At 50.0% G+C, this 11,993-nt stretch carries 10 protein-coding genes and 2 pseudogenes; 5 read left to right on the forward strand and 7 right to left on the reverse strand.

What is annotated here, in order from left to right:
- Positions 1-176, forward strand: a pseudogene (locus AK963_RS32260) (IS256 family transposase); the annotation flags it as partial.
- Between the two features lie 29 nt (positions 177-205).
- Here the strand turns inward: AK963_RS32260 and AK963_RS19500 are convergent.
- The 5 genes from AK963_RS19500 to AK963_RS19520 form a co-directional block, all read right to left on the reverse strand.
- The gene (locus tag AK963_RS19500) at positions 206-421 is read right to left on the reverse strand and encodes a hypothetical protein (protein WP_066017107.1); all 216 of its coding nucleotides are present in this window, start codon (positions 419-421) and stop codon (positions 206-208) included.
- 206 nt (positions 422-627) lie between these two features.
- Positions 628-2,589 (reverse strand): DNA mismatch repair endonuclease MutL, encoded by a 1,962-nt coding sequence (mutL, locus tag AK963_RS19505; protein ID WP_066017108.1) that lies wholly within the window; start codon positions 2,587-2,589, stop codon positions 628-630.
- A 56-nt stretch (positions 2,590-2,645) separates the two neighbouring features.
- On the reverse strand, positions 2,646-4,100 hold the full coding sequence (locus tag AK963_RS19510) for an N-acetylmuramoyl-L-alanine amidase (protein WP_139117531.1): 1,455 nt from the start codon (positions 4,098-4,100) through the stop codon (positions 2,646-2,648).
- Positions 4,097-4,576, reverse strand: coding sequence for a tRNA (adenosine(37)-N6)-threonylcarbamoyltransferase complex ATPase subunit type 1 TsaE (tsaE, locus tag AK963_RS19515; protein WP_066017109.1), 480 nt, complete (start codon positions 4,574-4,576; stop codon positions 4,097-4,099). The genes AK963_RS19510 and tsaE overlap by 4 nt, the downstream gene beginning before the upstream one ends.
- A 30-nt stretch (positions 4,577-4,606) precedes the next feature.
- Positions 4,607-6,151: a bifunctional ADP-dependent NAD(P)H-hydrate dehydratase/NAD(P)H-hydrate epimerase gene (locus AK963_RS19520; RefSeq protein WP_066017110.1), complete on the reverse strand. Its 1,545-nt coding sequence runs from the start codon at positions 6,149-6,151 to the stop codon at positions 4,607-4,609.
- A 139-nt stretch (positions 6,152-6,290) separates the two neighbouring features.
- Between AK963_RS19520 and queG the strand changes: the two genes are divergently transcribed.
- Together queG and AK963_RS19530 are read left to right on the forward strand one after the other, a co-directional pair.
- The gene (queG, locus tag AK963_RS19525) at positions 6,291-7,343 is read left to right on the forward strand and encodes a tRNA epoxyqueuosine(34) reductase QueG (protein WP_066017111.1); all 1,053 of its coding nucleotides are present in this window, start codon (positions 6,291-6,293) and stop codon (positions 7,341-7,343) included.
- 109 nt (positions 7,344-7,452) lie between these two features.
- Complete coding sequence (locus AK963_RS19530; protein ID WP_139117532.1) at positions 7,453-8,223, forward strand: gamma-glutamylcyclotransferase family protein; 771 nt, start codon at positions 7,453-7,455, stop codon at positions 8,221-8,223.
- Between the two features lie 53 nt (positions 8,224-8,276).
- On the opposite strand, the gene AK963_RS19535 is transcribed toward AK963_RS19530, so the two are convergent.
- Positions 8,277-8,885: a trimeric intracellular cation channel family protein gene (locus AK963_RS19535; RefSeq protein ID WP_066017116.1), complete on the reverse strand. Its 609-nt coding sequence runs from the start codon at positions 8,883-8,885 to the stop codon at positions 8,277-8,279.
- Positions 8,886-9,024: 139 nt separating this feature from the next.
- Between AK963_RS19535 and AK963_RS19540 the strand changes: the two genes are divergently transcribed.
- Both AK963_RS19540 and preA read left to right on the forward strand, forming a co-directional pair.
- A complete protein-coding gene (locus tag AK963_RS19540; protein ID WP_066017113.1) occupies positions 9,025-10,383 on the forward strand; it encodes an NAD(P)-dependent oxidoreductase in 1,359 nt (452 codons plus the stop codon).
- A complete protein-coding gene (gene preA, locus AK963_RS19545; RefSeq protein WP_066017114.1) occupies positions 10,376-11,650 on the forward strand; it encodes an NAD-dependent dihydropyrimidine dehydrogenase subunit PreA in 1,275 nt (424 codons plus the stop codon). Before AK963_RS19540 ends, preA begins: the two co-directional genes overlap by 8 nt.
- 153 nt (positions 11,651-11,803) lie before the next feature.
- Here preA and AK963_RS35640 read toward each other — a convergent pair.
- Positions 11,804-11,993: pseudogene (locus tag AK963_RS35640) on the reverse strand (IS630 family transposase); the annotation flags it as partial.

The raw sequence follows: 11,993 nt of genomic DNA on the forward strand, positions 1-11,993 counted from the left end.
GCGTCATTCGTAAGGCGATCAAGAACCGGAAGATTTTTCGGACTGATGAGTCAGTCATGAAGGTAATCTATCTGGCCATGGAAAAAGCTTCCGAGAAATGGACCATGCCGATCAGGAACTGGAAAGCAGCCATGAACCGGTTTGAAATTATGTTTCCTGACCGGTTCAAGGAGTAATAGTTTTGGTGGCGTTTACACAGAATTATTTACAGGCTCGTTTGCTCAGAGTTATTTCTTTTACTGACTTCACTTATTTCAAAAGACTCTTTCTCTCTTACTTCTGATACTTGATGTTTGGTCTTTCCAGCCACCTTCGTGCTAACTGGGCTCAACACACGTACATGAGAACTACTTTCTGTATTATGTTCACCTTCAACAGGCCGACCTTGAAGCCCTGCAGTATAAGGATTGACACCTTCCACAACCTGATCCCATTATTATATTTGTCAATTTTCTAAATACGATTTTCATATAACAAATAGGCAACATCTAAAGAACAGCAACCTGATTTTTATCAAAAAACGTTAAAACCACATAAGATGATTTTCATTGCCAACTGATACAGAGCGCAAGGAGCTCAGCACTATACCTAACATAGAGCAATACAGTCCTGATAAGTTCAAAAACGTTAACGCCCCCTCAAAAATAACTTATCCAATTGATCCATAGTGAGCATGGTCCAGGTTGGACGACCATGGTTACATTGCCCACTGCGCTCTGTCTGTTCCATATCACGAAGCAGGGCATTCATCTCTTCAATGGACAGTTTCCTGTTCGCCCGCACTGACCCATGACAGGCCATGGTGGCCAGAATTTCATTGATATGAGCCTCAATGCGGTCGCTGGTACCGTGCTGCATCAAGTCTGAGAGTACGTCTCTCAGCAGCTTCTCAACATCGGCATTCTGCAGCATCACGGGTATCTGCCGCACCAGCAGCGTTTCCGGCCCCATCCGCTCCAGAGTCAATCCCAGACGGGAAAAGTATTCACTGTTTTCTTCTGCACAGTCTGCCTCACGTTCACTGACCGAAACGGATTTAGGTACCAACAGCGGCTGAGCACGAATCCCCTGCTCCTGATAGGACTGTTTCATGCGCTCATAAGTAATCCGTTCATGAGCGGCGTGCATATCCACCAGAATCATTCCCTGGTCATTTTCAGAAAGAATATAAATCCCTTTCAGCTGGGCTATGGCATACCCCAGTGGCGGTGTCAGAGAATCGTTTTCCGGCAGAGGCTGAACAGGTACCTGAGCTGAAAATGTTACGGCAGATTCCTGTACAGTATCATCACCCACCGCCTTAGCCTGACTTGCACTAACCGACTCCGCAGAGCTGGCATATAGCTGGCTATAGGCTTCTATTTGTCGCTTAACCTGACCTGGAGAGGGCGCTTCTGATAACGCAGGACGTCGATCATAGCTACTCCCACCGCCTGAATTTTCATTAGCATAATGACCTGTTCTGGAAGATGCAGGAGCAGCTGAGAGTCGAATGGTTTCCTGCCCCTGAAACTCACCAGCATCAATACCAGATGCCTGGGGCTGGGGTGGATTGCTCAATACCGTGGGAGGCAACTGATCTTCCGGGCGAACTTCACCCAGGGCACGATTCAGGGTACTGAACAGAAAGTTATGGACGGTTCTGCCATCACGAAAACGGACTTCATGCTTGGTGGGATGAACATTGACATCCACCATGGCCGGATCCAGCTCCAGATAAAGGACAAATGTCGGATGACGCCCACTGTACAGTACATCACGGTAGGCCTGACGAACCGCGTGAGCCACCAGCTTATCCCGAATAACACGACCATTTACAAAGAAATACTGAAGGTCTGCACTGGCCCTGGAGAAAGTTGGCAGCCCGACCCAGCCATACAGTTTCAGACCAGAGGCTTCAACATCAATAATGACCGCGTTTTCAATAAATTTAGGACCGCAAAGCGCGGCGACTCGACGATCCTTTTCTGCTTGAGTCGCTGCTGGTCGTAACTGGTGAACACTACGCTGGTTGTGGCGGAGCGTGAAGCCCACATCAAAGCGGGACAAGGCCAGGCGCTTAACCACCTCTTCAAGGTGTGAAAATTCGGTCTTTTCGGTACGGAGAAACTTGCGCCGAGCCGGCGTATTAAAGAACAGATCTTTAACTTCTATGGTTGTTCCCACCGGGTGCGGTGCAGGCATAACCTGCGCTTCCATATCCCGACCTTCGACCCTGGCCTGCCACCCTGACTCCTGCTCTTCAACATTAGACGTCAGGGTAAGCCTGGAAACGGAGCTGATGGACGCAAGCGCTTCTCCACGAAACCCAAGGGTAGCAACACCTTCCAAATCTTCCAGTTCAGAGATCTTGCTGGTAGCGTGTCGGGAAAGCGCCAGGGCTAACTCGTCCTGAGGTATGCCGTGACCATCATCACGGATACGAATCAACTTGACGCCACCGCTTTCAACTTCAACCGTCAGGCGCTTTGCCCCGGCATCAATGCTGTTTTCCAGCAGTTCTTTCACCACGGACGCAGGACGTTCCACCACCTCACCGGCAGCAATCTGGTTAGCCAGTCGATTATCAAGGAGGCGGATGGGTTTCATAACGTCTTGTTACTCTGCAGCAAGGGTTCTTTAAGTTGGGCGTTAAAGAACCAAGTTCAGTTTGGAATCACCAGCACCTGACCAACGCGAATATTATTGGCGCTGGATAGCCGGTTAGCACGCTTCAGGTCATTCATACTGATGTCAAACTGATCAGCAATTTCTGATAACGTATCCCCAGGCTTGATCACATACCGTGATGGCCGGGTTTTAAGGGTACCATCCTGTTTCCACTTGGCAACCAGTGTGTCCGGTGGCGGCTTCTTGTAGAACCAGCTTTTTGTACCATTGAAAATCGCTTTCGCCATCGCTTTCTGGTGGCTGCGGCTCTTCAGTTTTCTGGCCTCTTCAGGGTTGGTGATAAACCCGGTTTCTACCAGAATGGATGGAATATCCGGAGATTTGAGCACCACAAAGCCCGCCTGCTCGACCTGTTTTTTATGAAGCTGGTTAATGCCACCCATATTGGCCAGAACTTTATTACCCACTTCCAGGCTGGACGATAGCGTTGAGGTCATGGACAGATCCAGCAGAACGCCCGCCAGAACATCGTCCTTATCCCCAAGGGAAATACCGCCTTCACCACCAATCTGGTCCGATGCGTTCTCTTTCTGGGCTAACCAGCGAGCAGTTTCCGAGGTAGCACCACTGCGTGAAAGAGCGAAAACAGAAGCCCCCTTCGCTCGACGATCCTTAAAGCCATCCGCATGTATTGAGATAAACAGATCAGCTTTATTATCACGGGCAATCTGGGTTCTTCGGCGAAGATCAATATAGTAATCGCCAGTGCGGACCAGAACGGGCCGGAACCCCTTTTCCCTGCCCAACAGCGCGGCCAGCTCTTTTGCAATCGCCAGAGTTACATGCTTCTCATAGCCTCCACCGTAGCCAATAGCACCCGGGTCTTCTCCACCATGACCGGCATCAATCGCGACCACAATATCCCGATAGCCAACAGGCTTCTGTTTTACCACTGGCTTTGGTTTTCTGTCCTCATCATCAAACAGGTCCACCACCAGACGGTGACCGTATGTCGCATTGGGTTTCAGCAGAAAGCTTTCGCTGGATACTTTTTCACTGAGATCCAACACAATACGGAGGTCATTCTGGTTACGGGCACCATGCCGGATCTTTTGAATCGGCGTGCCTTTCAGCTGCAAGCTGTTGAATGAGCCACTGAGACGGGCACCGTCAACATCAATCACCAGCCGGCTGGGGTTACTCAGGTGGAATTTGTTGTGCTCAACCGCATCGGAAACATCAAACACCAGACGTGTTTTATCCGGCGACCGCCAGAGCCTGACGTTTTTAATCAGTTTATAGACCGCCTCAGCCACCTGAGCCTTCAGGGAAGCAATACCCACTGCCAGGATGCTTAGCTGCTTTACGACGCGCCTTCTGCCAACAGAAAATACCGGATCAACCTCATTGGAAGAGGATGATTTTTTACTGGTAAATGCTGCTGATAATAGATCCAGAATCCGGCGAACAGTCCCTGTTCTCTGACTCATCCGCCCCCCTGAAGCGCCCTTATGGTTTCCAGCGCTCTCTTCCCTGTATCAGTACCTGCGACAATCGTCGCCTTCCTTCCGGGCAGGTCATAATCAAAAGTAATTTCCAGATCAGCCTCTGGCAGCTCCCCCTGCCCGCGAGATGGCCACTCGACCAGGCAAAGCGCTGCTTCACTGAAATAGTCCCGACCGCCAATAAACTCCAACTCCTCAGGATCGGCAAGGCGATATAGGTCAAAGTGGTAAACCTTGTGGTTATTTACCTCATAAGGCTCTACCAGTGTATACGTCGGGCTTTTTACGGCGCCCTGATGACCAAGATGCCGAAGGACGCCTCGGCAGAACGTGGTTTTACCCGCGCCAAGATCACCATGCAGAAAGACAATTCCCTGGTCACCCAGAGCTTCTGCCAGATGCCCCCCCAGCGCCACCATGGCATCTTCATTTTCTATCAGCAGTTCATATCTGCCTTGCATAAGCGTTTCCAAACAGTCAGCTACCAGAGCCTAATGACCAATGATAAAATTCATTCGTTGTCGAATAACCGGAATCAACTCAGTTGCCCTCAAGCCAGTTTCACCCTGACCGGCAACCACCTCATCCGCTGCAGATGCGTGCAGCCAGACCGCCATTTGAGCCGCCCTGAACGGTTCCAGCCCCTGGGCAAGCAACGCGCCAATAATGCCACTGAGTACATCCCCCATACCTGCTACTGCCATACCCGGGTTTCCATCAGAGCACAGCGCAGTGTTTTGGCCATCAAAAATCAGAGTTCCCGCTCCCTTTAACAGCAGGGCTATATCTTGCTGGCTTTCCGCTCCACTCTCGCCAGTAAGAGCGGTTAATTGTCTATGACTGTCTACCAGCGCTGCAAATCGATTTTTCTGAATTGCTGGAACATCCAGACCCGATAAACGGGCCAGCTCTCCCGGATGAGGGGTGAAAATCATCGGAGACTTTCGTCCCTTTAGCAATTGTGGATGATCCGATAAAAGGTTCAGGGCATCAGCATCCAGAACCACTGGGCACTCTGCAGCCAGCGCATCCTTCAGCAGCTTCAACCCCCAGTCATCTCTACCCAGCCCAGGGCCAACAACAATGACATTCTTGCCATCAGCAAGAGAACCAAGACCTGAGCGACTCTTGACCGATGTTCCCATCACCTCTGGACAGCGAACCGCCAGCGCTGAAAGGTGCCGTTTGCGTGTAACGACAGTAACACGACCAGCACCGCAATGGATGGCGGACTCAGCGGCCATGATGATCGCTCCCGGCATCCCTTTGTTTCCACCGATGAGCAATACATGCCCAAAATCACCTTTATGGGCTGCACGGCTTCTGGGTGAAAGCCAACCACGAAACTGCCCGGGAGAAATTCGTCGACAGGAAGAGGGAACGGCTTGATAAACCGATTCTGGAACTCTCAGACTATTAAATACCAGCTCACCACAGTACTCAGGCCCCTGCCCCGTCATGAGCCCCTGCTTCAGGCCTATAAAAGAGACAGTAAGCTGTACCTTGACGGCATCTCCCAGCGGAACACCTGTGTTAGCACAAAGACCGGACGGAATATCCACAGCACACACCGGGTTTTCAAGGTGATTAAGGCGCTTTATGGCATCCAGATAGTCACCTCGCACATCACCAGAAAGCCCGGTACCGAGCATGGCATCCACAATCACATCCGCGCACAGAGACTGTTTACTGTCGTAAGGTCGAATAACAACACCCGCATCAGAGCATGCCCGCCAGGCAGTCAGGGCATCACCTGACAGCTCTGCAGGATTTTTAAAACTAAGTACAGAAACCCTCAGTCCCTTCTCTTTCGCCAGCTTGGCAACCAGATACCCATCACCGCCGTTGTTTCCTGCCCCACACAAAACCAAAAGCGTGTCGGCTTCTGGCCAGTAGCGGCCAATAGTGGACAGAACGGTTCGGGCCGCTCTTGTCATTAACTCAAAACCCGGAATGCCTTCCTGGTGGATAGCCACATGATCCAGCTGTCGAACCTGATCTGCAGTGTAGAGAGACTCTGGTAAGCTCTTATTCATAAGCGTGCCCGCGATGTTACAATGCAGATTGTATTCTGCATTCAAACTATGCCAAAAGAGTTAATCCAATTCAGTGTCTGAGCCGTTATCTTTACAAACCACTTTAACCACATTGACGGACTCATCGCCAGCACCGGATATGGAAAAACTCGTTGAAAAAATTCGCACCTGGGCCAGAGAGCTTGGCTTTCAGGAGATCGGCATCACCGAAGCCAAAATACCTGACAGAGACCTTCAGCATCTTGAATCCTGGCTTGATAAAGGGTATCACGGCAATATGGCCTATATGAGCCAGCACAGGGAGCTGCGGGCACACCCGGATCAACTACACCCCGGGTCATTAAGAGTGATTTCTGCACGCATGGATTACCTGCCTGCGGATACGGAAACCGTCAAACTGCTCAATGAACCGGAAAAAGCCTACGTTTCCCGCTATGCACTGGGCCGGGATTATCATAAATTAATCCGTAAACGGCTCACCCAGCTGGGCAAGCAGATTGAAGCCGCCGCTGGTGATCATGGCTATCGTGCTTTTGTGGACAGTGCGCCGGTAATGGAGCGCCCGTTAGCTCAGCAGGCAGGGCTGGGCTGGATGGGAAAGCACTCCCTGATACTGAACCGAAAGGCAGGTTCCTTTTTCTTCCTGGGTGAACTGTTTACCAACCTCCCTCTGCCAGTGGATAAGCCTTACGAGAATAATCACTGCGGGCGTTGCACCTCCTGTATGGATAAGTGCCCAACTCAGGCCATTGTTGCCCCCTATCAGGTGGATGCCCGCCGTTGTATCTCTTATCTGACCATCGAAAACAAAGGTTCCATTCCTGAAGAACTGCGCCCCCTGATGGGAAATCGAATCTACGGTTGTGATGACTGTCAGCTGGCCTGCCCCTGGAACCGTTTTGCCAAACCTACCCAAGAGGAAGACTTCCAGCCTCGTCATCACCTAGATGCCAGTGACCTGGTGGATCTTTTCAACTGGAGTGAAGAGCAGTTTCTGGAGAGAACAGCCGGTTCTCCCATCCGCCGAGCGGGTTATGAGAGCTGGCTGCGCAATATTGCCGTGGCACTGGGCAATGCAACGACTAATGAAACTATTATTACAGCCCTGAAAGGCCGTCTGGATTATCCATCAGAACTGGTTCAGGAACATATTCAATGGGCGTTGGAGCAACACGCCTCTGGAACTAAATAGTCTTCGACAAGTCTTAAACCTACGTACCCAAATCATATTGGGCCTTCCATATCTATTCTTTCTCTGGCAGGAAGTGGCCAATATTACAATAATGAAAAGACCGATGATCATGCATGTAAAAATCTACTTAACATTTGTTTTTATTATGTTAGTTACCAGTACAGCGAAAGCGAGTGACGATAACGTCTATATTTTTGGTTACGGCAGCCTGATGCAAACGCCAGCCAGAACGGCAACAGCACCCGATCCGGAGGATGCTGTTTATTTCCCGGTCAAAATTCAGGGAATGGAGAGGTTATGGAATTTATGGTCAGAGCGTGGTCAGCAGAGAACCCTTGGCGTTGAACAGAGTACAGTTCCAGACGCATATGTTAACGGCCTGATCTTTGCCGTAAAAAAAGACCAACTGGGTGCTTTCGATGAGCGCGAAGGCCCTGCCTACCAGAGAATCAAAATACCCTTTGAAAATGTTTCTTTTTATCTGGATAACCACCGGGATCTTGTCATACAAGGTGACCAAAGTGTTGATGTCTTTATTTATTCTCCCCGAAAAACATCAAACTTCTATTTTGATAAAGGCCACAACCAAAAGAAAATTGCCATGTCCTACCTCAATGTGGTGCGTACCGGTTGTGTGGAGGTTGATAGAAAGCATCAGCTAAACAGTCTGTTTATTAACGACTGTTTCATGACAATGGGACTTGATGGATACCTTATTGAAGACGACAGGGAAGAGCCAAGGTACCCGAGGTACCCATCGACATTACTGAAAAAGGCAATTGACTCCGGTAACACTGAGAAAGCAGAAGAGATACAAACATTTATTGAACAGGAATGGAAACATTACCTGAACACCATATATGAAAAATGGGGATTCTGAAAACCTGGAACAGGCTGACCGATTCTCACTCGGAGAGAACCGGTCAAATAACTTTATATAGGCAAACTGAAACGAGGCAGTGACAAGTCCTTGTAAAGTGCTAACAGCCTCAATACCAACACTGCAAGCACAGCAATAACAGTGGTTACATCACTGTTATGAATCACAGGTTCCAGAACTACAAATACAGCGCCACCTACCATGGCTGCCGATGCATAGATTTCCTTTCTCAGCACCATGGGAACCTCCCCGGCCAGCATATCCCGGATGGCACCACCACCACAGCCAGTCAGAACCCCCATCATAATAGCGACCATGGGTTCCACACCAAACGACAACGACTTGGTAACACCAATTACGACAAAGACGGCCAGCCCCAGGGCATCAGACACCTGAAGAATCCACTTGCTACGCTCATGCCACTGACGAACCACGATAGCAAAGAGGGTTGTCGCAAGAATTACCAACAGGTACAGCGTATCTTTTATCCAGAATACGGGAGTAGATGAGAGCAAAACGTCTCTTATCGTGCCACCCCCGACAGCAGTCACAAAGGCAAGCACCATTGCCCCAAACAAATCCATGTCTTTCCGGCAGGCCAGCCAGACACCACTGATGGCAAACACCGCAGTACCAAAAAGGTCAAGAATATAAAGCAGCATTAACGAATCTACGGAAAAAAGGTCATTGGAATGTAAATTATAAATTCGTCTTTCACGGCCAGATATAGTCATATACCTGTATTCTTTCTGAATCAACTCTGACTGCTAGTCTTCTAACACCTGATGAGGATTAACAGCCATGAATAAACCCGATATTCACAGTAGCAGGCTGTCAGCGGAAGAATACCAACGCAACTTTGCGGACATTAAGCCTGCACTCAGTGATTACGAAGCTCATATTGAAGCCAGCCGATGCCTGTACTGCGAAGCAGCCCCCTGCATCCCAGCCTGCCCCACCGGCATCAATATCCCCGCCTTTATCAACCGGATCGCCACTGACAATATTGACGGTGCAGCGCAGGCCATTCTGGATGCCAACATTCTGGGAGGAAGCTGTGCCCGGGTCTGTCCAACTGAAATCCTTTGCGAGCAGGCCTGCGTCAGAAATCATGAGCCCGAGTGCAGTCCAGTCAAGATCGGTCGTCTGCAGCGTTATGCCGTCGATAATCGCCAGCCAGGTGAGCACCCATTCATCCGTTTGCCAGAAACAGGAAAAGCTATCGCAGTTGTGGGTGCAGGTCCGGCAGGTCTGACCTGTGCACATCACCTGGCCCGAAAAGGTCACAACATTACCTTGTTTGATGCACGGGAAAAGCCCGGAGGCCTGAATGAATACGGTATCGCCTCCTACAAACTGGTTGATAGCTATGCCCGGCAGGAAGTGGACTTCGTTATGGAAATTGGCGGTATTTATCCAGAGTATGGTTTGCAGCTGGGGCATAATCTCAGCCTGGATCAACTGCGGAAGCAGTTTGATGCAGTCTTTCTTGGTATTGGGCTTGGAGGTTCCCGCCCGCTGGGTCTTCAAGGCGAAGAAGCACAAGGTGTTGAAGATGCCCTCCCGGCCATATCTTCACTTCGACAGTGCAATGATCTGAGCCAACTGCCCATTGGCAGAAGGATCGTGGTGATCGGCGGTGGCAACACCGCTATTGATATCGCCTGTCAATGCAAACGGCTGGGGGCAGAAGACGTCACCATTGTCTACCGTCGTGGCAGTGAACAGATGTCAGCAACGGATCATGAACAGGCTTTCGCGCGAGATAATGGTATTCGAATCCTTACCTGGCTTCAGCCCTCATCTCTGGTTATTGAAGGTGGTTACATCACAGCCGTGCAGCTGGAAAAAACCGCGCTGGATGCGAATGGTAAGTTACAGGGCAAGGGTGAGCTGACGTCTTTACCGGTAGACACGCTCTATAAAGCCATTGGTCAGCATTTCCTGGTGGATTCATTTGCCAACACCTATGAAAGCCCTGAGTTAAACGGCAATCGCATAGTAACAGATGACAACTTTCGCACTTCACTGGTTAACGTCTGGGCCGGTGGAGACTGCATTGATAAAGGTAAAGACCTGACTGTTCACGCTGTTGAGCATGGCAAGCGGGCTGCTTATGCCATCCATCATTACCTGCAGGGAGGTAGCGATAATGGCTGATTTAACCAGTAATTTTCTGGGTATTCACTCCCCTAACCCATTCTGGCTGGCTTCTGCTCCACCGACTGATAAAGCTTACAATGTCTATCGGGCATTTGAGGCAGGCTGGGGCGGTGTCGTCTGGAAAACCCTGGGGGAAGACCCGGCACCGGTCAATGTCTGCTCCCGTTACTCCTGCCATAAAAATACCCGGGGTGACGTGATCGGGATTAACAATATCGAACTGATCACTGATCGCCCACTCCAGATCAACCTGAATGAAATACGCCAGACCAAAAAAGACTGGCCAGACCGGGCACTGCTGGTCTCGCTAATGGTGCCCTGCAAAGAAGAGAGCTGGAAAACCATCCTCAGGCAGGTAGAAGAGACAGGGTGTGACGGTGTCGAACTGAATTTTGGCTGCCCCCACGGAATGCCTGAAAGAGGTATGGGCTCTGCAGTTGGTCAGGTGCCGGAATATATTGAAATGGTTACCCACTGGTGCAAACAACACTGTAACCTGCCCGTTGTCGTTAAACTCACACCCAATATCACCAATATAGTGATTGCTGCCGAAGCGGCTCAGGCCGGTGGTGCAGATGCCGTATCACTGATCAATACCATCAACTCGATTACCGGAATCAATCTGGATCAGATGGTGGGATACCACGCTGTTAACGATCAGTTCACCAGTGGCGGCTATTGTGGAACAGCCGTAAAACCTATCGCACTGAACATGGTAGGGCAGATAGCTCGAAGCCCGGATACTGCTGACCTGCCCATCTCCGCTATTGGCGGTATCAGTACCTGGCGGGATGCTGCGGAATTTATGGCCCTTGGCGCAGGAACAGTGCAGGTTTGCACTGCCGCCATGCTGAATGGCTTTAAAATTGTACAAGACATGATTGATGGCCTGTCACGATGGATGGACAGCAAAGGCTACCCATCTCTGGATAGCTTTCAAGGCGCCGCAGTTCCCAGTCTGACGGACTGGAAATACCTGGATCTGAATTACAAGACCATTGCCAGTATTGATCAGAACAGCTGCATTCAATGCGGTCGCTGCTACGCGGCCTGTGAAGACACTGCGCACCAGGCAATAGCCATGACACCGGATAACAACGCAACTCAGCGCCGGTTTGATGTCATCGATGAGGCCTGCGTAGGGTGCAACCTCTGCCAGATCACCTGCCCCGTCGAAAACTGTATATCCATGATCAGGCAGCAGACCGGCAAGCCTTACCTGAACTGGACACAGCACCCGAACAATCCGATAAGGGAAAGCTAAGCATCAAATAATACCAATTAAACTTTCTAAACCCATTATGAGTATGATGGATTGGAGTGTAAGACAATACCCTGAAGGGCATAAAGGTGAAGTGACGAGTCATAGCTGTAGCTATGGCGAGGAGCTTCAACTTATACCAATTGAATTTTCTAACTACTGTATAACTGCCCAATCACGGGAGCACAGACTGAACAGTCGACCAGCTTCGCTGCAAAGGTTATTCCAAGCTTCACAGCAACAATCTACAATATTTTCATAACCTGAAAATGCTTTGTTTGATAAGTCATGCTCCCGCATCCACTCCCATAGCCTTTCTGAGCTGTTTAACTCCGGTGCGAATGGT

Origin of the sequence: Endozoicomonas atrinae (genome assembly GCF_001647025.1) — a bacterium.
In the GTDB taxonomy this organism is placed as follows: Bacteria; Pseudomonadota; Gammaproteobacteria; order Pseudomonadales; family Endozoicomonadaceae; genus Endozoicomonas; species Endozoicomonas atrinae.

What these genes read in the sequence shown, in the direction of transcription:
- preA (WP_066017114.1), top strand. Translation starts at nt 10,376, where the DNA reads ATGGCTGATTTAACCAGTAATTTTCTGGGTATTCACTCCCCTAACCCA.
- AK963_RS19530 (WP_139117532.1), top strand. Translation starts at nt 7,453, where the DNA reads ATGCATGTAAAAATCTACTTAACATTTGTTTTTATTATGTTAGTTACC.
- AK963_RS19540 (WP_066017113.1), top strand. Translation starts at nt 9,025, where the DNA reads ATGAATAAACCCGATATTCACAGTAGCAGGCTGTCAGCGGAAGAATAC.
- tsaE (WP_066017109.1), bottom strand. Translation starts at nt 4,576, where the DNA reads ATGCAAGGCAGATATGAACTGCTGATAGAAAATGAAGATGCCATGGTG.
- queG (WP_066017111.1), top strand. Translation starts at nt 6,291, where the DNA reads ATGGAAAAACTCGTTGAAAAAATTCGCACCTGGGCCAGAGAGCTTGGC.
- AK963_RS19510 (WP_139117531.1), bottom strand. Translation starts at nt 4,100, where the DNA reads ATGAGTCAGAGAACAGGGACTGTTCGCCGGATTCTGGATCTATTATCA.
- AK963_RS19535 (WP_066017116.1), bottom strand. Translation starts at nt 8,885, where the DNA reads ATGCTGCTTTATATTCTTGACCTTTTTGGTACTGCGGTGTTTGCCATC.
- mutL (WP_066017108.1), bottom strand. Translation starts at nt 2,589, where the DNA reads ATGAAACCCATCCGCCTCCTTGATAATCGACTGGCTAACCAGATTGCT.
- AK963_RS19520 (WP_066017110.1), bottom strand. Translation starts at nt 6,151, where the DNA reads ATGAATAAGAGCTTACCAGAGTCTCTCTACACTGCAGATCAGGTTCGA.